This window comes from Kribbella sp. NPDC003505 (assembly GCF_040610875.1).
Classification (GTDB): Bacteria; Actinomycetota; Actinomycetes; order Propionibacteriales; family Kribbellaceae; genus Kribbella.
In genome coordinates, this window is record NZ_JBEXNA010000005.1 from 546,167 (window position 1) to 571,240 (window position 25,074).

The 25,074-nt window shown below is 70.2% G+C and carries 17 protein-coding genes; 8 read left to right on the plus strand and 9 right to left on the minus strand.

The genetic code is table 11. From position 1 onward, the window contains the following. Positions 1-42 precede the first annotated feature (42 nt). The gene (locus ABZX12_RS20595; protein WP_355695237.1) at positions 43-414 is read left to right on the plus strand and encodes an FKBP-type peptidyl-prolyl cis-trans isomerase; all 372 of its coding nucleotides are present in this window, start codon (positions 43-45) and stop codon (positions 412-414) included. A 57-nt stretch (positions 415-471) separates the two neighbouring features. Here ABZX12_RS20595 and ABZX12_RS20600 read toward each other — a convergent pair whose 3' ends face one another. After that, complete coding sequence (locus ABZX12_RS20600) at positions 472-4,170, minus strand: S8 family serine peptidase (protein WP_355695239.1); 3,699 nt, start codon at positions 4,168-4,170, stop codon at positions 472-474. Between the two features lie 142 nt (positions 4,171-4,312). On the opposite strand from ABZX12_RS20600, the gene ABZX12_RS20605 reads away from it, so the two are divergent. The 3 genes from ABZX12_RS20605 to ABZX12_RS20615 all read left to right on the plus strand — a co-directional run bounded on the left by ABZX12_RS20605 (position 4,313) and on the right by ABZX12_RS20615 (position 7,270). Further along, positions 4,313-5,296 carry a hypothetical protein gene (locus tag ABZX12_RS20605; protein WP_355695241.1) on the plus strand — a complete coding sequence of 328 codons (984 nt, stop codon included), beginning with the start codon at positions 4,313-4,315 and terminating at the stop codon, positions 5,294-5,296. Positions 5,297-5,350: 54 nt separating this feature from the next. Continuing rightward, on the plus strand, positions 5,351-5,977 hold the full coding sequence (locus ABZX12_RS20610) for a hypothetical protein (RefSeq protein WP_355695243.1): 627 nt from the start codon (positions 5,351-5,353) through the stop codon (positions 5,975-5,977). Positions 5,978-6,067: 90 nt separating this feature from the next. After that, positions 6,068-7,270, plus strand: a complete 1,203-nt coding sequence (locus ABZX12_RS20615; RefSeq protein WP_355695244.1) for a glycosyltransferase — start codon at positions 6,068-6,070, stop codon at positions 7,268-7,270. Between the two features lie 119 nt (positions 7,271-7,389). Here ABZX12_RS20615 and ABZX12_RS20620 read toward each other — a convergent pair whose 3' ends face one another. The 5 genes from ABZX12_RS20620 to ABZX12_RS20640 form a co-directional block, all read right to left on the minus strand. Further along, positions 7,390-12,498 carry an AAA domain-containing protein gene (locus tag ABZX12_RS20620; RefSeq protein WP_355695245.1) on the minus strand — a complete coding sequence of 1,703 codons (5,109 nt, stop codon included), beginning with the start codon at positions 12,496-12,498 and terminating at the stop codon, positions 7,390-7,392. After that, entirely contained in the window at positions 12,495-13,658 is a 1,164-nt protein-coding gene (locus tag ABZX12_RS20625; RefSeq protein ID WP_355695247.1) for a M48 family metalloprotease, read from the minus strand. Before ABZX12_RS20625 ends, ABZX12_RS20620 begins: the two co-directional genes overlap by 4 nt. Positions 13,659-13,750: 92 nt before the next feature. After that, positions 13,751-14,656 carry an ABC transporter ATP-binding protein gene (locus ABZX12_RS20630; protein WP_355695249.1) on the minus strand — a complete coding sequence of 302 codons (906 nt, stop codon included), beginning with the start codon at positions 14,654-14,656 and terminating at the stop codon, positions 13,751-13,753. Between the two features lies 1 nt (position 14,657). Beyond that, positions 14,658-15,695, minus strand: coding sequence for an iron chelate uptake ABC transporter family permease subunit (locus ABZX12_RS20635; RefSeq protein ID WP_355695251.1), 1,038 nt, complete (start codon positions 15,693-15,695; stop codon positions 14,658-14,660). Beyond that, complete coding sequence (locus ABZX12_RS20640) at positions 15,692-16,759, minus strand: iron chelate uptake ABC transporter family permease subunit (protein ID WP_355695253.1); 1,068 nt, start codon at positions 16,757-16,759, stop codon at positions 15,692-15,694. Before ABZX12_RS20640 ends, ABZX12_RS20635 begins: the two co-directional genes overlap by 4 nt. 113 nt (positions 16,760-16,872) lie before the next feature. Between ABZX12_RS20640 and ABZX12_RS20645 the strand changes: the two genes are divergently transcribed. Then, positions 16,873-17,679 (plus strand): siderophore-interacting protein, encoded by an 807-nt coding sequence (locus ABZX12_RS20645; RefSeq protein ID WP_355695255.1) that lies wholly within the window; start codon positions 16,873-16,875, stop codon positions 17,677-17,679. A gap of 51 nt (positions 17,680-17,730) precedes the next feature. Here ABZX12_RS20645 and ABZX12_RS20650 read toward each other — a convergent pair whose 3' ends face one another. The 3 genes from ABZX12_RS20650 to ABZX12_RS20660 all read right to left on the minus strand — a co-directional run bounded on the left by ABZX12_RS20650 (position 17,731) and on the right by ABZX12_RS20660 (position 20,078). Beyond that, a complete protein-coding gene (locus tag ABZX12_RS20650; protein ID WP_355695256.1) occupies positions 17,731-18,918 on the minus strand; it encodes an alginate lyase family protein in 1,188 nt (395 codons plus the stop codon). Positions 18,919-19,077: 159 nt separating this feature from the next. Next, positions 19,078-19,485, minus strand: a complete 408-nt coding sequence (locus ABZX12_RS20655; protein ID WP_355695258.1) for a PPOX class F420-dependent oxidoreductase — start codon at positions 19,483-19,485, stop codon at positions 19,078-19,080. 8 nt (positions 19,486-19,493) lie between these two features. Next, complete coding sequence (locus ABZX12_RS20660) at positions 19,494-20,078, minus strand: TetR/AcrR family transcriptional regulator (RefSeq protein WP_355695260.1); 585 nt, start codon at positions 20,076-20,078, stop codon at positions 19,494-19,496. Positions 20,079-20,168: 90 nt separating this feature from the next. On the opposite strand from ABZX12_RS20660, the gene ABZX12_RS20665 reads away from it, so the two are divergent. The 3 genes from ABZX12_RS20665 to ABZX12_RS20675 all read left to right on the plus strand — a co-directional run bounded on the left by ABZX12_RS20665 (position 20,169) and on the right by ABZX12_RS20675 (position 25,073). Beyond that, positions 20,169-20,870, plus strand: coding sequence for an SDR family oxidoreductase (locus tag ABZX12_RS20665; protein ID WP_355695262.1), 702 nt, complete (start codon positions 20,169-20,171; stop codon positions 20,868-20,870). Positions 20,871-21,161: 291 nt separating this feature from the next. Next, positions 21,162-23,192, plus strand: coding sequence for a sialate O-acetylesterase (locus tag ABZX12_RS20670; protein WP_355695264.1), 2,031 nt, complete (start codon positions 21,162-21,164; stop codon positions 23,190-23,192). Positions 23,193-23,222: 30 nt separating this feature from the next. Then, positions 23,223-25,073, plus strand: coding sequence for a protein kinase (locus tag ABZX12_RS20675; protein ID WP_355695266.1), 1,851 nt, complete (start codon positions 23,223-23,225; stop codon positions 25,071-25,073). Position 25,074 lies beyond the last annotated feature (1 nt).

Here is a 25,074-nt window from a genome sequence, read left to right on the forward strand (position 1 = left end):
GGGCAGGCCGGCGGCCGGCGTGCGGTCTGCTTAGCTGGGGGTATGACTGAGAAGCCAGAGATCGACTTTCCGGACGGTCCGCCGCCGGCGGATCTCGAGATCACCGACATCACCGTGGGCGACGGCGACGAGGCCAAGGCCGGTTCGCGGGTGAACGTGCACTACGTGGGCGTCGCCCACTCCACCGGCGAGGAGTTCGACGCCTCGTACAACCGCGGCGCCCCGCTGGCGTTCCAGCTCGGCGTCGGCCAGGTCATCCAGGGCTGGGACACCGGCGTCCAGGGCATGAAGGTCGGCGGCCGGCGCAAGCTCGTCATCCCGCCGCACCTGGCGTACGGCGACCGCGGCGCGGGCGGCGCGATCAAGCCCGGCGAGACCCTGATCTTCGTGGTGGACCTGGTCAGCGTCAGCTGAGCACACGGACAACAGCCGGCAGTGACCTCCTGGGTCACTGCCGGCTGTCTCATGTCGTCACCGGATCGCGGCCGCCCGGATCACCTCCTGGCTGACCTTGTTGCCGGAGTCGTCGGTCGCGGTCGCCCGCAGCGAGAGGTACGACGCACCCTTCGGCAGCAGTACGTCGGCGGACCAGTCGGCGCCGGTCCGCGACAGCGGCCCGGCCTGCCAGCTGGCGCCGTCGTCGTACGAGACCTCCAGCGTCGCACCCGTGAGCTTGCCCGCACCCTCGACACCGTCGAGGTGGAACGCGGACAATCCGATGCGCTGCCGAGTCCCACCCGCGAACGCACCGTTGAGATCCGTCGCCAGGCGGTAGTCGAGCTGGATCAGCGGCAGATAGACGAAGTCGCTCGCGGCCGTCGTCTGTGCCCGGAAGTCCCAGGCGCTGCTCGTCTTCGTACCCAACTCCCAGGCCGCCGGCCGGGTGGTGTCCATCTCGAACCGGTAGTCCGCCCATCCGGACGTCGCCGGGACACTCGCCTGGACCGCCTGGAACGGGCTCTTCCGAATCAGCGTCCCGTTCTGGAACAACCGGGTCTCGACCGTCGACTCGTCGTTCATCGAGCCGGTGACTCCCTGGTCGCCACTGCTGGCCGTCGGTACGTTGACCGCGAAGAAGGCACCGTTCCGGCGAGGGTTCCAGTACCCCGAACCGACTCGCGGCCGAACGGCAGGCGCGAACCAGGAGTTCGTCTGCACAGACAGCGGCTGGTACGTGTGCCGATCGCCCCGCTGCTCCCAGCCGCCCGGGTGCATCGTCTGCTCGTACCAGTCCGTCCCGGCCTGCGTCGACACGTAGTCGACCCGCTGGGTCCCGAGGTGGATCGGCTCGGTGACCTGCAGGCACGGCGGCCAGAACCCGATGCGGCAGTCGGCCCGGGTCTCGAACGCGAGCTCGTCGGTCGGCCCGACGAACCGGTTGACGACCGTCGCCAGCTCCTCGGCCCGCGGCGCGTACCGCAGGTCGGCCGGGATCGCACCGGTGTAGGCCTTCACCAGGTCGTACAGGTACGGCGGCGCCTCGGTACCCATCACCCGCAGCCGAACGTTGCCGCCGGCACTGATCCGGGCCACCAGCGGCTCACCCTCGGCGGCCGTCAGCGAGTACACGGGCAGATCGGTTCCGCCGGCCAGGTCGTAGTACGTGCCGGCAGCGTTGTTCACGACGACGAGCAACCGCGCTCCGGCGTCGCGAGCAGCCACCGCCCGCGCGCTCGGCGTCACCGCACTGCTCGCCGTCACGAACACGGCCTTGCCCCGAACGTCCTTGCCCACATAGTCCGCGGCAGCGCCGGCACCGGCGTACGCCGCCGTCAGCGTCGCCTTGCCGTCCCAGCGCTTCGACCCGCGCTGGAGCAACGGGTGCAACTGCGTGAGGTCGACGCTCATCGACACCAGCGGCGACGTACGACGCCAGCGGGAGGAGAAGTCGAACACGCCGCCGGCCACCGCGCCGGTCGGAGCGGCGTACACCTTGGTCACCACCGGCGTCGGCACGTACTGGCTGAGGAACGTCGCGAACTGCCCGCCGATCCCGGAGTCGTGGTACCAGCCGGACCGGCGGTAGACGTCCTCACCGGGCAGCGGTGTGCTGAGCGTGATCGGGTTTGCCTCCCGTGCGTCGAGAGCGAGGTCGGTGTTCCGCTCGACCACGAGGTGCGGGTTGCCGACCAGCGCGACGCCTTCCGCACCGTCGACCGGCAGCCAGGAGTACGCCGCGTACACGCCCGGCTCGAGGCGCTGCTTCGAGACGGTCCCGGTGGCCGGGTCGATCTCGAGCGTCGTCACGAACTGATCGCCGTACTTGTACAGCGTCAGGAACCCACCCGCCGGCTTGCCGTCGCGGCCGACTGCGTGCACGTCGAGGTCGTACCGCTCGCCCTCCATGACCAGGCCGACCGCGGTCTGCGCGATCTGCTTGCCGTCCTGCTTGGCGATGACGGTGCCCGAGTACGACAGGCCCGGCGTGGCGAGGTTCGGCGTCGCGGTCACGGTGACCGACGCGGTGCCGTTGGCGGGTACGGTGACCTGCGCCGAGCCGAGCGTGAACAGTCCGGCCGGGGCGGGCGTCGTACCGTCGCTGGTCACGTCGGTCGACAGGTCGAGCGTGGCAGCGGTGTCGCCGAGGTTCGTGTAGGTGACGGTGCGCTCGACCGGCGCGTCGTCACCGTGCGGCCAGGCGTGGAACCCGAACTCGCGCGTCGCGGTCGCGGTGATCTTCCCGAACGCGGCCGCCGGTACGTCGAGCCGCCCGCCGCCGACCTGGTACGCCGTCTCGCCGGCCAGCGGCTTCGCGGTGCTGACCAGTGCGGACTTGACCTGCTCCCCCGTCCAGTCGGGGTGCTTCTGGACGAGCAGAGCCGCGGCGCCGGCGACGTGCGGCGTCGCCATCGACGTACCACTGAGGGACTTGTAGAACCCGGTACCCGACGACTTCGCGGCGCGCGCCGCGAGCACGGACACGCCCGGTGCGACGATCTCGGGCTTCACGGTGGCGTCGCCGAGCCGCGGACCCATGTCCTGGAAGTACGCCCGCTGGTCGAACTTGTCGACAGCGCCGACGGTCAGCGCGGACGACGCCGCGCCCGGCGAGCCGATCCCGCTGACCCGTCCGTAGTTGCCGGCGGCAATCACGAACAGGGCGCCGGTCTCGGCGCTCAGCTGGTCGACCGCGAGCGCCATCGGGTCGGTGCCGTCGCTGGCCTCGGTGCTGCCGAGGCTCATGCTGACCACCTTGGCGCGGTGTGCGGCCCACTCCATCCCGTCGATGATCCAGGACGCGGCGCCCGAGCCGCTGTCACTGAGCACCTTGCCGATGGCGAGCTGCGCGGCCGGTGCGACGCCCTTCTCGACGCCGTTCGACGCGGCGCCGGTACCGGCGACCGTGGACGCGACGTGCGTGCCGTGGCCGTTGACGTCCTCGGTGGTCTCGCCCGGGACGAAGCTCTTGGTCTCGACGATCCGGCTGGTCACGTCGGGGTGGGTCTGGTCGATCCCGGTGTCGAGGACGGCGACCGTCGTACCGGCACCGTCGAGGCCCTGGGCCCAGGCGCCCGGCGCGCCGATCTGCGCGACGCTCTCGGCCAGGCTGGCCTCGACCTTCTCGTCGAGGAAGACCTTCTGGATCCCCGCGCCGAACTGCCCCGGCGTCGCGGACCGAGCGGTGCCGGTGGTGGTGATACCGGACCAGAACTGCGCGGCTTCTGCCTTGCGCGCGGACAGGCCCTGACCGCCGATGCTCTCCAGCGTGGCGCCACGCTCGGCGTGCTGCGGAGTCGCCGCGGCGGCCCGCAGACCCGGGCGGTACTGGACGATCAGCGGGATCGACTTCACCGACGCGTCGTCGTACCCCTGGTCGACGAGCGAGGTGACGTTGAAGAGCTCGGGGTCGAGACGGCCCGAGGCGAGGTACGGCAGCGCGACGTCGGGTACGACGTGCAGGTCGTCGCCGACCTGCTGGATCTGGACGCCGCCGGCGTTTCCGGCCGCTTGCTCGACGGAGGCGGCCGGCGGGCCGCCGGCGGTATCGGTCAGGGTCACCACGTCACCCGTCACGAGCGTGACGCGGTGGGTGGACCCGGTGGCGGCCTGGGTCGGTGGAGCGGCATCAGGTACGGCAGCGCCGCCGGCCTGCGCGGGCGTCGTCGTCACCGCGGCCAGAGCCACGAGTGCGGCGAGCCCACCGGCGACGGCACGGGCGGATCGGGACATGGGCGGACCCTTCCTGGGGAGGATCTGGGGAACGGATGGCATGAACATGTCACGCCGCCGTAGACTGCTCAATGGCGGGATTACGGCATGACACGTGTCCGCCACGCCGGACACCACCGGAGGGCCCTCGAAGGAGCGCACGATGCTCGACGTGCTGGGACTGGATGCGATCGAGGAAGGCGCCTACCGGCGGCTGATCGCGCTGCCGTCGGAGTCGCTGGAGACCTTGGCCGCCACGATGCGGGTCGACGTCGCCGACCTCGCCGCGGCGCTCGACGGTCTCGAGGAGAAGGGCCTGGTGGCGCGGTCGACCGCGATGCCGGGGCACTTCGTCGCGTCCCCGCCGGCGCTCGCGCTCGGGTCGCTGATCGTGCAGCGCCAGGAGGAGATCCGGCGCGCACAGCTCGAGCTCGGGCGGCTCGCCGAGCAGTACCGCGGGGTGATGGCGGATCGGTCCGACACCGACGTGATCGAGGTGGTCCGCGGCGCGCAGGCGGTGGCGCAACGGTTCGGCCAGATGCAGCGCGGGGCGTCGGACGAAGTCCTGGCGCTGGTGAAGGCGTCGGTGGCGATCGTGTCCGCGGACGAGAACGTCGACGAGGACGTCGCACTGGCGCGCGGCGTGACGTACCGGGTGGTCGTCGAGCGGGCGGCGTTCAGCAAGCCCGGGTTCGTCGACCTGGTGTCGGAGTCGCTCAAGGCCGGTGAACTGATCCGGGTCACCGGCGACCTGCCGCTCCGCTTGGTGGTCGCCGACCGCTCGCTCGCCTTGTTGCCCTTGGCCCCTACCGCGACCGATTCCGCCGGCGGCGGACTGCTCGTCCACCCGTCGGGACTGCTGGACGCGCTGCTGCACCTGTTCGACCTGATCTGGGCGAGCGCCAACGAGGTGCTTCCCACCGACACGGGCACCACCGAGCTCGCCGCCGATCGCCTCGACGACGTCGACGCTCGGATCCTGACCTTGCTGCTGGCCGGTCTCACCGATCAGGCCATCGGCGGCCAGCTCGGGATGTCGCTGCGCACCGTGCAGCGCCGGGTCAGCCAGCTCATGGATCGCGCCCAGGTGGTCACCCGGTTCCAGCTGGGCCACGAAGCTTCCCGTCGCGGCTGGCTGGGTGTCTGATGTTCGGGTAGTTGTACTCATCCGCCGGACGCGGCGGCCGGATTGACTGGCGGTATGACGACGATGGTTGCCACACCCGCGGCGCGAGCGGACTGGGTCCGGCACGCCGCCGTACTCGCCAAGGTCCTGCTGTTCGGGTTGTTGCTGTCGGCACTGATCTGGCCGGATCTCAGCGGGATCAAGGGTAAGGCTTCGACCGCCCGGCTGATCGTCTACCCGATCGGCGCGATGATCCTGCCGTTGTGGTGGTGGGTGTACGGGCGTGCACGCAGCACGCTGCACCGGAGCTTTCCCTGGGCCGCGGACCTGCTGATGACGCTGCCGTGGCTGATCGACCTGATCGGCAACCGGCTGAACCTGTTCGACACCGTCGACTGGTGGGACGACGCGATGCACTTCGTCCTCTGGGGCTTCCTGACCGCCGGAGCGCTGCTGGCCTTCGCACCGCGTGACCTGTCGCGAGGCCTCACCGTCTTCGTCGCCCTCGGCTTCGGTACGACGGCGGCAGTCGTCTGGGAGCTCGGCGAGTACGTGACCTTCGTCCGCAACTCCCCCGAACTGCAGACCGCGTACACCGACACCCTCGGCGATCTGGCTCTCGGCACACTCGGCGCGCTACTCGCCGGCCTCGTGCTGTACCAGCTGCGCAGGAACGTCAGCCCCTCTACTTCCAAGCTATAGCGAACCGGGGGACTTGCCGCAAGCCCCGGTTCGACGCGCAGAATTGCCGGCCAGCGCCCCCTGGGGAGATCGAGGGAATGGGGATCCGACGTGCGCGTACTGTTGACGGCCTGGGGATCACGTGGCGACGTCGAACCACTCGTTGCCCTGGCGGTGGCACTCCGCGGGCTCGGCGCCGATGCCTTGGTGTGCGTCCCGCCGGACGAGGACTTCGCCGTCCTGGGGGGTCGATCCGGCGTCCCGCTGGCGCCGCTCGGCCCGCCGGTGCGTTCGATCGTCTCGCGGTCGAAATCGGCGTCCCGGCCCGACCCGTTCCGTCTGGCGTCCGAGCTGGTCGCCGCGCGGTTCGAAACGCTTACCGCGGCGGCCGAGGGCTGCGACGCGCTGGTCGCGACCGGGCTGATGCCGGCCGGCGCGCGAGACGTGGCTGACCGGTTCGGCCTTCGCTACGTCCTCGCGTGCTACCACCTCCTCGGGCTTCCCTCGCGGCACTACTCGCCCGGCGCCCGGCCAGGTACTCCGTCACCGCAGGACGAGACCGACAGACGCGTGCTGTGGGAGCAGGACGCTCAGCGCGTCAACGCCCTCTACGGCCCTGCGGTGAACAGCCACCGCGCAACACTCGGCCTACCGCCCGTGGAGAACGTCCGGGACTACGTACTGACCGATCAGCCATGGCTCGCGGCCGACCCGACCCTGTGCCCGTCGGCGGGCCTGACCGAGCTCGACGTCGTACAGACCGGAGCCTGGTTCCTGCCGGACGACCGCGCGCTCCCTGCGGAGCTGGAGACGTTCCTGGATGCGGGAGAGCCGCCGGTGTACGTCGGGTTCGGCAGCATGTCCGCGCACGCGCCGCAGGACATCGCCCGCACCGCCGTCGAGGCGAGTCGCCGACACGGGCGGCGTGTGCTGCTCTCGCGGGGCTGGTCGGAGCTGGATCTGGCCGACTACGGCGACGACTGCCTCGTGATCGGCGAGGTCAACCAGCAAGCGCTCTTCCCTCGCCTGGCAGCCGTGGTACACCACGGTGGCGCCGGCACCACGACAGCTGCCGCGCGCGCCGGCGTACCTCAGGTTGTCGTGCCGCTCCTCGGAGACCAGCCGTACTGGGCGTCCCGGGTCGTGGCACTGGGCATCGGCACGTCGTACGAGAGCTCGACGCCGACCGCCGACTCGCTGTCCGAGACGCTCGGCGAAGCGCTGGCCCCCGAGATCCGCTCGCAAGCGGCAGACAGAGCCGGCGCGATCAAGCCCGACGGTGCGACGGTCGCGGCGCGACTCCTCCTCGACTGACCACACGCCCCGACCGCTTCGCCGAGTCGTGGCGAATGGCTGCTGCCGGGGTTCGCGAGTCGTGGATCGTCGCTCTTCTGCAGAGCCGGTGCTCACGACTCGGCGACTTGCTGCGGAGTTCAGGCGTCGGTTGGGCGGTGGAGGGCCTCGAGGAGGTGGGTGACGACTGCGTCGGGGGAACGAGACCAGTCGGTGGTGAGGACGTGGTGGACTCGCCAGCCGGTGGTCTTCAGGGCGGTCGGGTGGGTGGTGAGACGCTCCAGAAGGGTGTCGGCGGCGACGCGCTCCGGAGTGTCGACGAGCACTGCGAGTCGGTGGCCGGCGTCGCCGGGGAGCTTCAGCGCGAGGTCGCAGCGGAACACGGACTCGCCCACGGCGAGGTCGACCTCCACGCCCCGCGCCTCGAGCGCGGCGGCGAGTTGCTCGACAACGGGAGTGGGACGAGCGGCGGTCACCGAAGTCGTGCGCAGGCTGTACGACGCGAGCGCGGCCTTGGCGGCGGCCTGGTCACCCCGGGAGACGGCAGCGGCGTACCCCAGGAAGCGGCGCAGCGTGTTCGCGCCGTCGTTGTAGGTGTTGGTGATCGCGTCGGGCTCGATGCTGCTGACGACGACCATGTGCTCGCGCGCCCGGCTGAAGATCACGTTCAGGCGCTTCTCGCCGCCCGACGTGTTGATCGGCCCGAAGTTCATCAGCATCCGGCCGTCCGGGCCGGCCGCGTAGCAGACGCTCATCAGGATGATGTCGCGCTCGTCGCCCTGCACGTTCTCCAGGTTCTTCACGAACAGCCCGGCGTCCTGCTCGCCGTGCGTCCGCACCTGCTCGGCCTCGTACAGCGCGGCGAACGACGGGTCGCGCTCGGCGAGCTCGTCCAGCGCCCGCTCGATCTCGCCCTGCTGCGCCTCGGAGAACGCCACGATCCCGAGGCTCTTGCCGGTCTCGCGCGCCAGCAGCTCCCGCACCAGCGAAGCGATCCAGCGCGCCTCGGCCGGATTGGTCCGCCGGACGTACACGCCGTCGACGAGTCGCACCGACGTGATGCTCCCGGCCAGCACGCTGTCGCACACGTCCGACACCTCGGCGTCGGCCTGCATGGTCCACGGCGGCGCGGCGTGCGGTGGCAGCCGGTCCGGAACGGTCGCCAGCTTGCCCTGGTAGAACGCCGCGTTGCTGAAGGAGATCAACGCCTCGGAGCGACTCCGGTAGTGCCACGTCAGCATCGTCGACGCCAGCCGCAGCGCACTGATCGAGAGGAAGCTGTCCTCGGTCAGCGCGATCCCGACCTGCTCGGCGGCCTCGTCGTCCACCTGCAGGTCGTCGGTCTCGGTCCGGACCCGGAAGTACTGCGTCGGCGGGAGCTGCATCTGGTCGCCGACGACGATCACCTGCGGCGCCCGGTGCAGCGCCGGGATCGCCTCCTCCACGGGGATCTGACTCGCCTCGTCGTACACCACGACGTCGAACGACGCGGTCAGCGGCAACGTCTCGGACACCGACGACGGGCTCATCAGCCAGACCGGGCGCAGGACCGACACCACCTCGCCGGGCGCACCGGATGCGAGGTCGCGGATCGACCGGTACCGCATGACCTTGCCGAACTCGTGCTCCAGCTCGCGCCGCCCGGTCGCGAAGGTCTTCTTGCGCTCGCGATCCTCCGTGGACATGCCGGTCACGCTGCGCTCGGAGTGGTCGACCGCGGCCAGGAAACGACGCCGGACCTGCGCGACGACGACTTCGGCGTTGAGCGCGGTCAGATCGTCGTACACCATGCTCAGCTCGCCGACGATCGCGTCGACCCGCTCCGAGGACAACTGCAACGCCGCGGCCGAGCGGGCGCGCTCCCACTCGGCGGCGCATACGGCGTACTCGAGCTGGTCGGGCGTGGCGTCGAGGTGACGGAGAGCCGTCCGGACCGGGAGCGGGACGCCGGCGAGGTCGCGGAGCCGGGACGCGACCGCACGGGCGGTCGGGCTCTCGGACTCCAGCCGACCGAGCAGTTCGCGGAGGTCGTCGACCGTCAGCGCGTCCCACTGGTAGGCGAGCAGGTCGCGCGTCGGCGCCTCGGCCTGCTCGAAGCGGTCGGCCAGGCGCGAGAGCTGAGCGGGTGCGCCGTCGCGGAGGACGAAGCGCCAGTCAGGGATGTTCTTGCGCGCGGCGGCGAGTTGGTCGATCAGGTCGCGCGGGTCGTCCACGCCCCAGTCGAGCCGGCTCTGTTCGGCGTGTTGTGCCACCGCTGCCGTGGCGGACTGTGCGGCGATCAGATCGGTGAGGATGTCGGTGACCGACGGCGGTACGGCCCGGGTCGTCGCGTCGAAGCGGCTGCGGACCAGGCTCTGCACCCGGCGCCAATCCCCGCTGAGGAAGGAGAACAACGCACCTTCCTTGCTCTGAGCAACTTTCAGCGCGGCGCGCGCATCCGCCGGCGCCAAGGGCTCCTTCCAACCGGCCGCTTCCTTCCATGCAGCCTGCTCCGCGCCTACAAGCTGCTTCCGCTCGGCGGCGGCCGCCGCCAGATCCTGCGCTGCCGGCGAGCGTGGAACAATCGCCTCGACCCGATCCAACGCGGCCAACGGCTCCAGCAACCGCCCAAATCCCGCCAACTCACGCACGTCCTGGACAGCCACCGCCCCGCCTCCGGCACCTCCTCCGGCTTCGGCTTCGGCTTCGGCTTCGGCTTCGGCTTCGGCTTCGGCTTCGAAAGCAGGGTCGTTCGACAGGTCGACCGCCGCCAAGGCGGTCGCCACCGCGTCCCACTGGGCGCGGAGCTCGCGTGCCGCGGTCGGCATCTCGGCGTCGTCCCAGCGATCGGCCACGACGAAGGCGAGCGAGCTGCGCGCCAGCACCCCGCCGGTCGACGGATCCGCCGCGGCCAGCCCCGTGGCAACTTCTCGGACGACGTCCCGCGCAGCCCACCAGTCCCCGATGGCCGGCAGCCCCACCCCGAACCGTGCGTTCTGCTCCGGGTCCGGCGTCCAGGCGTGCGCGTGCAGTTCGGCCAGGCGATTCACGACGTCGCGAAGCCGAGGGCTGCCGGAGGCCAACTGCCCCTCGAACGCATCGACGGTCGCCAGCAGCCGATCGACGCGGGTGATCAGATCGGCGCGCCGCGCGGTCAGCGCGTCCAGGTCGTCCTCCGCGGACAACCACGACTCGTACGTGTCCCGGAGCCCGTGGACGAACGCCTTCTTGTCGCCCTGGGAGTCGTGGATCAGCGCGCACAGACCGTCCAGCCGCCGGCTCGCCAGCCGCGCGTGCACGACGTCCAGCGCGGCCCGCTTCTGGCAGACGAACAGGACCCGCTGCCCGCGCGCGACGAAGTCCGCGATCAGGTTGGTGATCGTCTGCGACTTGCCCGTCCCGGGCGGTCCCTGGATCACGAAGCTCTCACCGCGCCGCGCCCGCGCGATCGCCGCGACCTGCGACCCATCCGCCGGCACCACCAGGTGGCGATCGGCCGACGGCAGCTCGGGCAGCACGGTGCCGACCGGCCGGGGCCGGTCCGAGAACAGGTGATCGAACGAGGCCGCGGACTCCCCGGTCGTCAGCAGCTCGTCGTAGTCACGCACCAGCCCCAGCGTCCGGTAGTTGAAGTTCGCCAGCGAGACCGCGCACAGGTCGACATCCCACGAGTACGGCCCGCCCTCGGTGTCGAGCGAGTACACATCGGTCTCGATCGCGCCCGGCCGCCGCGGCTCCTCGCCGAGCGCAACCCCGAGCGGCAGCACCTGCTGCGCGATCTGCGTCCGGAAGATCTGCACGCCGAGCGGCTGGTAGTCGGACCGCCGATAGGAGTACGGATACTGCTTCCCGCCGAACCCGGTCGCGACGTTCCCGTGCCGGCGACGGTTGTACGTCCGCAGCCGCGTCATCGCGCGTTGCCGCACCAAGTCGATCCGCGGCTTCTCCCGCAGATGCAGCTGCAGCCCCGGCTCGGTCGCCTGGATCTCCTTCGCGAGCCGCTCGTGCAGCTCCCGCAACGCACCCGGTGCCGACAAGTCGACAGTCTCCGGCAACGAGATCCCGTACAGCTGCCGCAGACTGTGGCGCAGCGTCGGATTGACCTCGGCGATCGGATCCGTGATCTGCAACGTGTACGAGTCCCGCACGCCGCGCTTCTTCGTCAGCTGCACCTTCGCCAGCACCAACGGCGACGCGAGGCGGGTGTCCCGATCGTTCTTCAGGTCGTGCCAGCGCAGGAAGGCCGGCACCAGCCGAAGCTGGTCCTGCCCGTAGTCGGCCCGGTCCCGGCGCGCGGTGGAGATCAGTTTGTCCAGCGTGTTCGCGGCGTACGGCGCCTCGTCGTACCGGATCCACTTGCCGAGCGGCTGCGCCTTCTTCAGCAACGGACCCGCGAGGTCGTCGCGCCAGGTGAACAGTTGCTCCGAGCGGATCGTCCGGACGTCGAGCATCAGCGGGACGGAGACCTCGGTGAGGTTCAGCGTCTGCGCGGTCGCCCGGAAGTTGATCAGCCGGTTCCGCCGGGAGAGGTCGAAGAGCCGGTCGCGGAGCGCGCCGAGCACCGCCGTCCGCCGGTCCGCCGCGCCCCGGACGATCGCCTCGACGTCGAAGTCGAGCGGCTGGTCGCGGTAGTTCTCCAGCTGCTCGATCAGCGAGTGCAGGTCCTGCGCGCGCCGGTGCCGGTCCGGCTCGGCCATCTGCGCCGCGACCGAGACGATCACCGGATGCAGGTCCGGGTCCAGCCGGTATAAGTTGCCTCGGGCATCGATCAGCGCGGCGACGTCCGCAGTCCTGGACAGGTCGAGCCCGCACCCGAGCGCGAGCAGCAGCTGACCCAGGCTGAAGATGTCGGTGAGCTGGTCGTGGTGCCCGACGACGTGTTCCCAGCTCTGCCATCCCGCCACCAGTGTCGGCGCGGCGATCGCGTCCGGAACCGGCTCCGGCACAACGGTGGTCTCGCGGCCGCCGCTCTCCCCCAGGTCGAGGTCGGCCTGCCGCTGCGCGACCACCTCCACGGCTGCCGGCCGCTTGCCCTGCCGGGCGTCGATCTGCTGGGTGGCCAGCGTCGGCCGGCCGGCGTCCTCGGGCGCGAAACCGAGCCTGTTCTGCTCGTCGACCACGATTCGGTCCAGGCCGCGCAGCGGCGCGACCAGTCCGCGCTCGTGCACCGCGGCCGTCTCGTGAAACAGCGGCAGCACGGCCGCGAGCAACGCGTCGTTGCCCAGACCGCCCTGCGAAACGGCCAGCGCGACCAGGTCTTCGGCGCTCATCCGGCCACCTCCGCGGCCTGCACGAAGCGCACCCGCTGCTTGTCGCTCCACCCGAGCTCGTCGTCCGCGATGTCGACGTACCCAGGCAGCCCGGAACGGCGGGCGACGACCAGCGAGGCGATCAGCCCGGCGTCTCCGGTCTCCGGATCGGCTGTCGCGAGATCGAGCAACAAGTACGACAGGTAGCGCTTGGTGGCCGCGGCCAGCGGGCGTGGTCGCGGCAGCGGCGCACCGTCCACGGGACGCACCGCCAACGGTTCGTCGAAGCGCACGGCTCCTCCTGGCACCCCGAGCGGACCAGCCGGATCCGCGAAGCCGGCGGCCGCCGCGGCGACCGCATCGGTCCGCAGCCCGTCGGCGTACGCCACCGCCGCCGCGAAGTCCCGGCTCAGCTCGCGCAGCAGCACAGCGTCGAGCAGATCAGGCGCGTCCACGTCGAGCGGCCCGGTCACCAGGACCTCGACGTCCTCGCCGTCGAGCCAGTTCTTCAACGCCCAGGCCCGTCCGACCGCTTCCGGGTGCGACGTCCCTCGGCTGCCCGAGCGGAGATCGAGCGACTCGGCCTGCCGCAGGTACGCCGCGGGGTCCGCCGTACTCAGACCTGTCTCCAGCTTCAGCAACGCGCGGATCGTGGTGGTCAGGTCACCGCACGCCGTCAACGCGCCCCGGTCCGCGAACAACTCGGTCGCGAGCGACCAGCGGCGATGTGTCTCGAGGTACTGCGACGGGGTCCGCGCGTCGGCCGCTGCCGCGTCGAGCAGCCGGTCGACGGCCAGATACGCACCGCTGTCGGCCTGCCACAGGAGGCGATGCGCCAGCTCGTGCCCGATCACCGCGGTCAGCTCGTCCTCGTCGAGCCGGTCGAGCAACGCCCCCTGGAACAGGATCACGGCCTTGCCGGCCTGGTGCAGGTACGCCGCGTTGGGCTCGCCGCTGACCTGGAAGTAGTCGATGTCCGGATCCAGCTCCAGCGCCGCGGCTGCCCGCTGCCCGGCCCGAAACACCGCCGGATGTGCGTCGGCCTCCAGGCGATAGGCGTTCCGCAGGAGCAGCTCGTCGAGTGAGCCCTCCGGACCGCCGTGCAACGCCGTCCACGCGCGCTCGTCCACCTGGCGGACGACCGCCAAGACGGACCGGTGATACGCGAGCGCTGACAACATGCCCGCCACCATAACCACCCCGACCGACGAAAACCGATCCCGCCTTCTGCCGTACGAGGTGCGGCTACCCGGCGTACGCCCCGTCTGCGGCGCTATCGGTCGATGGGACGGCAGACGCCGTTGGCCGCGGCACTGGCTGCCAGCGCCGCTGCTGCCGGACTGGCCGGCGCGGTGTCCTGGACGGACTGGTGCCGGCCGATCGGCACCACCATCGGCGTACCCGCGACCGGATCGGGCACGACCTTGACGGCCAGCCCGAACACGTCCTGCACCACGTCCTCGGTGATCACCCGCGACGGGTTGCCCTCGGCAACGATTGCGCCGTCCTTCATCGCGATCAGGTGATCGCCGAACCGGCACGCCTGGTTCAGGTCGTGCAGCACCAGCACGATGGTCCGGTGCTGCGACCGGTTCAGGTCGACCAGCAGGTCGAGCACCTCGAACTGGTGCGTCAGGTCGAGGAACGTCGTCGGCTCGTCGAGCAGCAGGATGTCGGTCTCCTGCGCGAGCGCCATCGCGATCCACACCCGCTGCCGCTGCCCGCCGGACAGCTCGTCGATCGGCCGGTCGGCGATCGACAGCACGTCGGTCGAGGTCATCGCGGCCGCCACCGCCTCGTCGTCGGAGCGCGACCATTGCCGGATCCACCGGGTCCGCGGGTACCGCCCGCGGCCGACCAGGTCCGCGACCGTGATCCCCTCCGGCGCGGTCGGCGACTGCGGCAGCAGGCCGAGCTTGGTCGCCACCTGCCGGGTCGGGATCTGCTGGATGCTCTTCCCGTCGAGCAACACAGTCCCGCGCGAGGGCTTCAGCAGCCGCGCCAGCGTCTTCAGCAGCGTCGACTTGCCGCACGCGTTGGCGCCGACGATGACCGTGATCTTCCCGGTCGGGATGCGCACCGACAGGTCGTGGATGATCTCCCGCTGGTCGTAGCCGACCGCAAGACCGTCGGCGGCCAAGCTGTGCTGGATCAGGGGTTCCACGGACTTCTCCTCCATCTCAGCCACCACTCCCGACTCGGTTCGCCCGCGCCAGCAGGAACATCAGGTACGGCGCGCCCACCACACCCGTCACCACACCGACCGGCAGCTGGGTGTCTCCGAACGCGTGCTGCGCGACCAGGTCCGACAGGCCGACAACCAGTGCGCCGAGCAGACCGGACGCGATCATCGCCGGCCCCGGCGACCGGGTCAGCCGCCGCGCGATCGGCGGTGCGACGAACGCCACGAACCCGATCGGCCCGGCCGCCGCCGTCGCCACCGCGGCCAGCAGGACGGCGACCACGATCAGCCCGAGCCGCGCCCACTCCACCCGCAGGCCCAGCCCGTACGCCGTCTCGTCCCCGAGCTGCAGGATCCGCAGCTGCCGGACCAGGAACACCATCGCCGGCAGCAGGATGACGAACGTGACCGCCAGCGACCGTACGTTCGACCAGTCGCGCCCGTTCAGGCTTCCGGTCAGCCAGATCAGCGCCTGCTGCGCGATCTCCACCCGGGCCTTGGTCAGCAGGTACGACGTGATGCTGGTGGCGATCGCACCGATGCCGATCCCGATCAGGATCAACCGGTAGCTCGACACTCCGTGCCGCCACGCCAGCACGTACATGATGAACGCGGTCAGCACCGCGCCGACGATCGCGAACGCGGACACCGCGACTCCGGTCAGCCCGAGGGTGACGATCGCGAACACCGCGAACGCGCCGGCGCCGTACGTGACGCCGATGATGTCCGGGCTCGCCAGCGGGTTCCGCGCGATGCTCTGGAAGATCGCGCCGGACAGGCCCAGCGCCGTACCGACCAGCAGTCCGGTCAGCGCTCTGGGCAGCCGCAGCCGGTTGACGATGAACTCGGTCGCCCGGTCGCCGCCGCCGAACAGCGTCTTCACCACGTCGACCACCGGGATCTTGAAGTCCCCCAGCGACAGCGAGACGCAGAACGTCGCGAACGCCACGACCGCCAGGATGGCGATGGTGATCAGTGAACGGGTCTGCCGCGCGGTCCGCGCCCGGGCGATGACGTGAACCGCTTCGGCCGTCACAGGTCGGCCAGCTTCCGGCGGCGGACCAGCGCGATGAAGAACGGGGCGCCGATGACCGCGGTCACGATGCCGACCTGCAGCTCGCCCGGCTGCGCAACGACCCGGCCGATCACGTCGGAGCCGAGCAACAGGATCGGGGCGAGCAGGGCCGAGTACGGCAGGATCCAGCGGTAGTCCGGACCCGTCACGAGCCGTGCGACGTGCGGGATGGTCAGCCCGACGAACCCGATCGGCCCGGCTGCCGCGGTCGCCGCGCCACACAGCAGGACGACGACCACCGCGACGAACGCGCGGGCCAGCCCTACCCGCTGACCGAGTGACTTGGCCACGTCGTCCCCCAGCGACAACGCGTTCAGCACCCGCCCGCAGAACAGCGCCAGCACGATCCCGATCAGGATGAACGGCGCCACCTGGGCCGCGATGTCGGAGCCGCGGCCGGCGAACGACCCGACCGACCAGAACCGGAACTGGTCGAACGTGTCGACGTCGCCGATCAGCAACGCCGTCGTCAGCGACCCGAGCATCGCGGTCAGCGCCGCACCGGCGAGCGCCAGCTTGACCGGCGTCGCACCCTCCCGGCCGAGCGATCCGAGCAGGTACACCGCGACCGACGCCGCGGCCGCGCCGAGGAAGGCGAGCCAGACGTACGACGTCAGCGTCGACAACCCGAACCAGTAGATGCCCCCGACAACGAACAGCGCGGCGCCACCGTTCACGCCGAGGATGCCCGGATCGGCCAGCGGGTTCCGCGTCACGCCCTGCATCAACGTCCCGGACAGGCCGAGGGCGGCACCGACCAGGAGGCCGATCAGTGTCCGCGGGACCCGCAGCGACCGCACGATCACGTGGTCGGTGTCGGCCTCGTCGTAGTGGCGCAGTGCGTCGACGACCGTGGACAGCGGGATCTGCTTGGAGCCGATCGCGATGCTGAGCAGCGACACCACGACCAGGAGGGCGACGCAGCCGGCCAGCCCGAGGACCAGCGTGGTCCGCCGGGCCCGGCGCGGGCGTGACGGCGCAGCGGTCTCCGGGCCGGCGTCGACCGTGGCAGAGGGCGGGGGCATTGGACTTTCGGGATCCTCTTAGGTAAGGCTAACCTCTAGACGCCTCAGAATAACCCGACCGTCCACGGGTCCGCATCCGAGGTCCCCTGCCAAGTTGATGGAGAAACCACAGCATGACGACTGTGCTCGAGCGGCCGATCGTGTTCGACTCGCTCCTGGCCACCGTGGCGGCCGTTGACGATTTGAGCCCGCATCTGCGCCGCGTGACGTTCGTCGCACCGCGGATCGCAGAGGCCGTCACCGCCGGCCCGGACCAGCGCATCAAGGTCCTGCTGGCTCCCCCGAACGGCAGTGCGATCACGCTGCCCTCCGGAGCTGAGTGGTACACCGAGTGGTGCGCCCAGCCGGTCGACGAGCGTTTCATCATGCGGACCTATACCGTGCGGGCTCTCCGGCCAGAGGTGGCAGAACTGGACGTCGAGTTCGTGCTGCACGGAGTGAACGGCCCCGCGTCGGCCTGGGTCACTGAGGCCGAGGTGGGCGACCAGGTGGGCCTGTTGCTGCCGTTCGCGGTCGACAGGACCAGCACCAAGGGCTTGCTGCACTCCGGCGTCGACTATGTCCCGCCGGCGACCAGTGTGCGCCAGGTCCTGGTCGCGGACGAGACCGCGTTGCCGGCGGTCGCCGGCATCCTCGAGGAACTCCCGGCCGGAGTACACGCCACGGTCTTCATCGCCGTACCGGATGCTGCGGACATCCGCCCGCTGACCGGCGCGGCCGACGTCACCTGGGTGACCGACGGATCGCTGGTGGAGACAGTGAAGTCGGCAGCGCTGCCGTTCGACCTCGACTACGCCTGGGTCGCCGGTGAGTCCTCGATGATCAAAGAGGTCCGCCGGCACCTCGTGAACGCAGTCGGGATGCCCAAGAGCGCCATCTCCTTCCAGGGCTACTGGAAGCGCGGCGAAGCGCACTGCTGAGGGATCCGGGAGAGCTGGAGGGCAGAGTTTCCAGCCCTCCCGGAAGACTTGCTAGGACGGGTTCTCCGCGTGGGTCAGCGTCTCCCACGCGACGAACAGGTTGTTGGAGCCGGCCGGCCGGCGGGACTCGGTCAGCGCCTGGGTGTTCGTCATCGCGATGCCGAGGCGGGTGTGCAGCGCGTTGTAGCCGACCTCGGTGATCGGCCCGAGACCGCGGTGCAGCGTCCCCTGGCACAGCCACGACGGCACCGGCTCCAGGTTGCGCTCCCACTTGGACTGGAAGCCCAGCGCCTGGCGCAGCCGCTCACCGAACTCCGGGTACATGTCGATGCCCTGGATCCGCGCCGTCTCCAGTACGTGGGAGATCGACGAGATGCCGTAGCCGGTGTGCGTGAAGTCGCGGCAGGTCTCCTGAGTCAACCCTGTCACGAACGTCCCCTGGCCCTGCCAGTAGCTGACGATCTTGTCGCGGGTGTTGAGGTTCTGGCTCGGCACTGTCTTCGGCAACGCGCCGTCGGACTCCAGGTAGACGTACGCCGGGACGCGCAGCCGGTACAGCGCGATCGCCTTGTCGTAGATCGCCTTGTCCTCGAGGAACACCCCGATGCCCTGCAAGGCCTCGGTCATGCTCAGCTCCCAGTTCCCGTTGGAGTTCGAGCCATTGATGATCTCGGGGACGTACACGTTGCGGAGCATGGTGGCGAACCGGCCGGCGTTCGGCCAGTTGCCGTACACGTGCTTGATGATCTCCGCGGCCTTCGGCCACGACGACGCCGACCATGCGGTCTGCAGCGGCGCGTTGCTGTTGGTGTGGTCCTGGACGGTCGCGGACCACGCATCCATCAGCTGGATCGACTTCTGGGCGTACCGGTCGTCGCGGGTGAGGTACCAGAGCAGTGCGTCGGTGTACGCCGCGATGGCGTCCTCACGCTCGTCGGTGCAGCCGTAGTTCGGGTTCGAGTACGGACCGCATTCCACGACCGCGCGTGGTTTCGGCGTCCGGGACAGGGACGCGTACGCACTGTTCTTGGCCTGGTTGAAGGCATCGGTCCACGGCTGCGCGCCGGCCTGCACCTTGGCGCGGACGAAGTCGAGCTGGGCCACACTCACGCCCACCCCGGGATGGGTGAACGCCGCGGGCGCGTCGACGGCTTGGGATGAGGCGACAGCCGGAGTCGTGAGGGTCCCGGCAACCAGCGCGGTACAAGCCGCGGCCAGGACGAAGGGCATCTTTCGCATGGGCGGTGTCCTGTCTTCGGGGGCGGTAGGACAGCGGTTTCCACGGCAGTTTCACGACGCCCGGCAGCCGGGTCAAGACCCCGCCGGTACCGGAACTTCTTCTGGAACACAGCGCATTTCTGTCCCATTTTCCATGGAACAAAGGGCGTTCGTGTCCCGCTAGTGACCGAGCTGGCTGGTGATCCGGTCGACGATCACGCTCGTCGCGTACCGCGTCGTCCCCGGCGGTTCGACGTCCGACCAGCCGCCGGTGTACTTGCGGGCGACCGCCTGCTCCAGGGCCAGCTCCGGATCCGGGACCAGGTCGTCGATCCGGCCGCGCAGCTCGACGTAGTACGTCGGCCGCGCCGGGTCGACGACCACCAGCGAGATCCGCGGGTCGCGCCGCAGGTTCCGCAATTTCTGCCGCCCGTCGACGAGGCTGATGCGGACCCGCTCGCCGTCCCAGAGGAACCACAACGGCGTCACCTGCGGCTCGCCGGACCGGCCGATGGTGCCGACCATCGCGACAGCTTTCGACGACAGCAGGTCGTGGAACACCGCCGGGATCTCTGCCGAACCGCTCACCTGCGCGCTCACCGGAAGGCGAGTTCCGCGGCGTGCAGGCCGGCGGCCTCCAGGAGGGCGGCGGCGGTGACCGCGCCGATGCCGTTCAGCGGCTGGGCGCGGACGACCGCGCGGGCGGCGGCGCCGTCGAAGATCATCGTGAGCTGGACCGCCAGCGTCGCCGGGTCCTCCGCGCCGGCCTTCACCAGCTCGCGGTGGAAGAAGTCGGTGAGCTGTTGCTTGAAGTGCCGCGCGACCACCGACCCCGGGTGCTCGGGATTCTTCAGCTCCACCGCCGTACTCACGTACGGGCATCCGAGGTAATTGCCGCCAGCAACCATATCGTCCTGCCGCTCGAACACGGCCAGGATCCGCTCCCGCGGCGACCGATCGTCCTCCGGCCCCGGCTGCAACAGCGCCTGGTACGCCGGTCCGCGGCTGGCCAGGCTCTCCGCGATCAGCTCGTCCTTCGACCGGAACAACTGGTACATCGACTTCTTCGACACCCCGGCCGCCTTGCACAGCGCATCCACGCCGATGTTGACGCCGTCGCGGTAGAAGAGTTCCCCCGCGGCGTCCAGCAGCCGCTCGCGGGGTGTCGCCGAAGTACTCATGCACTGAAGCGTACCGGCTCGATTTGAATTCGGAAACCGATCGGTTTACGGTGGCTGAAACAGATCGGTTTCCAGCTTTCAGGAGTTCTCATGACCACACTCGAAGGCGCCGTCGTCCTGGTCACCGGCGGGCAGCGCGGGATCGGCAAGGCGATCGTCGACGACCTGCTCACCCGCGGCGCGGCCAAGGTCTACGCGACCGCCCGCGATCCGCGCCCGAGCACCGACCCGCGGGTCGTCCCGCTGCCGCTCGAGGTCACCGACCAGGCCTCGATCGACGCGCTCGCCGCGGCCGCACAAGACGTCACGGTGCTGATCAACAACGCCGGCGCGAGCTCGCCGAACAGCTACCTCGATGCCTCGATCGAAGACGTCCGCGCGGTCTTCGACGCGAACTTCTTCGGCCCGCTGCAGCTCACCCGCGCGTTCGTCCCGATCATCGAGCGCAACGGCGGCGGCCACATCCTGAACGCCCACTCGGCCCTGTCCTGGGTCGCCCGGCACGGCGCGTACTCCGCGACCAAGGCCGCGTTCTGGCTGCAGACCAACGCGATCCGTCTCGAACTGCTCGACCGCGGCATCGGCGTGACCGGCCTGCACATGGGCTATGTCGACACCGACATGGTGACCGCCGTGACCGCGCCGAAGTCGCGCCCCGAGGACATCGCCAAGCACGCGCTCGACGGCATCGAGTCCGGCGCGTTCGAGGTCCTCGCCGACGACACGGCTCGCGGCGCCAAGGCCGCCACGGCGCTGGACCTGACCGCCGTGTATCCCGAGCTAGCCCGCTGACCTGAAGACGTCGCGGTCGCGGGTGTACCCCCATGACACCCGCGCTTCGTCGTGGCCGGCCGGCCCTTCACCAGGCCGGCCTTGGCGAGCAGCATCGAGCCGGTGCAGACAGAACCGATCCACCGCAGCGACGGCGCCAGCTCGGCGATCCGTTGCGTCGTCCCGCCCCGACGCGGTTCCGGCCAACCTCTCGGCGCACGGTTCGGACCGCTGAGCGCTTATCGCTCGCACTCGGGGTGACCGAGCAGCTACATCTGGTGGAGACGCCCCCGCCGCCCCGGAGGTCCTCCCATGCGACCTGCTACCGCTGTTGCCCTGCTCCCGCTGTTCGCCGGCCTCACTCTCACCGGCGCTACTTTCACCGGCGCTCCGACCCAGGCCGCGGCAGTCACCGGCTGCGACGCGGCATCGGCCGGCTTCACGCCGGTGCTGCAACTGGATCTGCCCGAACGCGCGAACTACCTGAACACCACCCCGCCGTACAGCCTCGACCGGACCGCGGAGATCGGCACCGGCTTCGACCGTGTCGGGTACTGCCTTGAGCTGAACGGGCCGGACGGCCCGCAGTGGGTGTGGACCGCGATGGAACCGTTCAGCGCCGACGCCCGGCGGATCGGTCTGCCGACCAGGCCGGGCGAGATCGTGCGGCAGCGCGTCGGCGATCTCGACGTGAGCTCCAACGTGCCCGGCGTGACCCAGGGCACCGGCCAGTCCGGCTACCTGGAGATGTGGCCGAACCAGTACGCGAAGACCGCCAGCGCCCAAGTCGCCAACGGATCGGCCACGACGTACGACGCCGACGACAGCCCGACCACGCCGCTCGGCTACGGCTCGTTCCAGGTGTCGCAGGTCGGTGCGACGCGACCGTCGGGTGTGCCCGCGAAGCCGGTGTTCGCGATCAACACCTTCACCCAGTCGGACACCAGCCTGCTGTCGCTCGGCATCGGTGCTCGGCCGACCGCTGACCCGGACTGGACGTTCGCCGGCAACGCGGCGCAGTACACACAGCGCCGGCTGACGGCGTACGTCCGCAAGTCACTCGTCAGCCTCACGCAGGCTCCTCAGGACCGGCAACTGGTACCGCGCGACGCCAACAATCGCGCGACGGTGCCAGTTGCCGGACGCATGGCGGATCCGCGCGTCCAGAGCGTGCAGCTGACGGTGACCGGCAACGGCGAGACGGAGGTCTACACGTCTGCGTCACGGGACTTCCGCTTCACGCCGCGGATCAAGGCCGGACTGCACGAGTACACGTTCGAGCTGAAGGCCCTTGGCCGGGTCGTCGCACGACGCGAAGGCATCGTCGCCGGTGACGTGTACGTCGTCCACGGGCAGTCCAACGCCGAGGCGTCGATGTACAACGGGGCCGCGAGTGGCGAGGAATCGCCGTACCTGCGGAGTTTCGGCAGCCCTGTCTCCGATCCGTCGATCTCGGCGGCGGACCGAGTCTGGAACTACGCGACCGGCGACGTGTCGCGGCAGTCGGGCTCGGTCGGGCAGTGGGCGATCCGGATGGGTCGGCAGCTCGTCGACAAGTACAAGGTTCCGATCGCGCTGATCAACGGAGCGCACGGCGGGCAGCCGATCAGCTTCTTCCAGCGCAACGACGCGAACCCGGACGACATCACCACCAACTACGGCCGGCTCCGGCAGCGCCTGGTGGCCGCGGGCGTCATCGGCCACATCCGCGGCGTGCTCTGGTACCAGGGCGAGTCCGACAACGACAACGCGGCGGTGCACGTCAGCGGCTTCACGGCGCTTCTCCAGGACTGGCGCACCGATTTCGGTCCGACGCCGAGGTACTACGTCTACCAGGTGCGCACGTCGCCGTGCGGCAACTCGACGAGCACCAACCTGCGCGAGGCACAGCGCGAGATGGGTGACACTCTCGGCGTCACCGTCCTGTCGACCACGGGCCTGTCCGGTCACGACGGCTGCCACTACGCGTACGCCGGCGGGTACCGCGACATGGGCGACCACACGTACGCCGTCCTCGCGCGCGACCTGTACGGCGGGCCGTCAGCCGGAGTAGCTCCGCCGAACCCACGCACTGTCACGGCCAGCGGCTCACAGCTGATCGTCCAGCTTCGGTCCACCGATCCGCTCAGTGTGGAGGACGGCGTCGCTGCTGACTTCCGGGTGGACGGCGCGGTGGTCACGGTGACGTCGGTCGCCTACCAGTCGGGTCAGCTGGTCCTCCAGTTGTCAGGTCCGCCAACCGGAGCGACCAGCCTCACCTACCAGGCCCACCTGCGCGCCGGACCGTGGATCACGAACGCCGTCGGCGCGGGTCTGCTGACCTTCACGCTGCCGATCACCTGATTGGTCTGATGCCGACGTACCGTAGATGGCATGTCAGTCACAGGGGGACCGCCTTCCACCCGCGAGGAGGAGGTGGAAGAGCGGGTCGGGCCTTATCGGTTGATCCGGCGGCTCGGTCAGGGTGGCATGGGCGTCGTGTACCTCGCCGAGGGCGCCGAGCACCAAGAGGTCGCGCTGAAGGTCCTGCGGCCGCATGTTGCCCACGACCCGATCGCCCGCGCACGGTTGCAGCGTGAGGCGACCACGCTGCAGAAGGTGAACCACCCTGGTGTGGCCGGCATCCTCGACCATGACCTGGACGGCGAGCAGCCCTACCTGGTGACCCGCTTCGTCCCTGGCCGGCCACTGGACGAACAGGTGGACGAGCGCGGGCCGCTGACCCCGCGCAAGTGGCTGCCGCTGGCCGGGTGCCTGGCCGAGTCGCTGCAGGCGATCCACGCGGTCGGGGTGATCCACCGCGACCTCAAGCCCGGCAACGTGATGATGTGCAACGGCAAGCCGGTGATGATCGACTTCGGCATCGCCCAGGCCGCCGACGACCTGCGACTCACCCAGACCGGTCTGGTGATCGGTACGCCGGGTTACCTGGCGCCTGAGCTCATCGAGGGCGAGATGGTGTCGGAGTCCGCCGACTGGTGGGGCTGGGCGGCCACGGTCGCGTTCGCCGCGACCGGACGCCGCCCGTTCGGCAAGGGACCGTTCGAGGCCGTGCTGGCCCGGGTGCATTCCGGCCAGGCCGATCTGGACGGGCTGGACCCACGGCTGAAGCCCTTGCTCGCCGCGGCGCTCTCACCGAACAAGGCCGACCGGCCGACGCAGCAAGAGGTCATGACCGGTCTCAACCGGTACGCCGAGGGACGCGACGCGCTCCCCCCGCGTGAAACGCCGACCGTGGCCGCCGTACCGCCGACCAGGCTGGTTACCAAGGTCATGCCGACGGAGGAGCCTGCCGCCGCGGAGCCGGCAGGGCCGACGCCGACCGAGGTGGCGCAGCTGGTTCCGCCGGTGATCCCGCCGCTGTCCGCGTTCACTCCGATCCGGGACAAGCTCCGGGACGCCGCCGCGAAGAAGCCCGTCGCGGAGGCGCCGCCTGTGCAGCAGTACGGTCCGGCTTCTTACGTGGCCGCGCCGTACCAAGCTGGTGCGCCCTACCAGCAGCCGGTGCAGCCTTCTCAGCCTGCGCATCCGGTGCCAGTGCAGCCGACGCATCCGGAGAAGCCCGTCAAGGCTCCGCCGACCGGTCGCCGTACGGCGGTCATCGTCGGCTTCATGCTCGCGCTGACCGGCCTCGTCGCTCTGACGCCAGGACTCGGCACAGTCGTCGCGATCCTGTTGCTGGTGCTGGCCCGGACGGTCGACCGCTCGAGCACGGCGCTGATGCGTCGCCGTCAGGTCCGTGGCCGGTCCGGTCGGTCGGACGGCGTGGTCGCGTTTGCCGCCAGCCCTCTGCAGCTCGCCATCGCAGCCCTGATCACACTGCCCTGCTTGATCCTCCCGCTGCTGACAGCGGCGGTTGTCGGCGGCATCGTCACCGGCGTCGCCGCCTCGACGTACGGGCTCGACTGGCAGCCGCTGTCCGCCGTCGGGTTCGGCAGCGCGGCCCTGACCGCACTGTTCTGCTGCTGGTGGGGTCCGGGCGGTAGCTCGTTGCGCCGCGGCGCTCACATCACGGCACGCAACATCTTCCGGCCGCACTGGCTGTCCGCACTCGTCGCCGTCGTCCTGCTGGCCATCGGCGGCTTCACGTTCTACCAGGCGACACAGGGCGCCGGCGCCGACTGGGCGCGTTCGCCGATCCAGACGCCGAACATCCAGCGTCCGACCTTCGGTGACCTGCGGAACGCGCCGTTCATCCGCGACCTCCCCATCATCGGCAACTGAC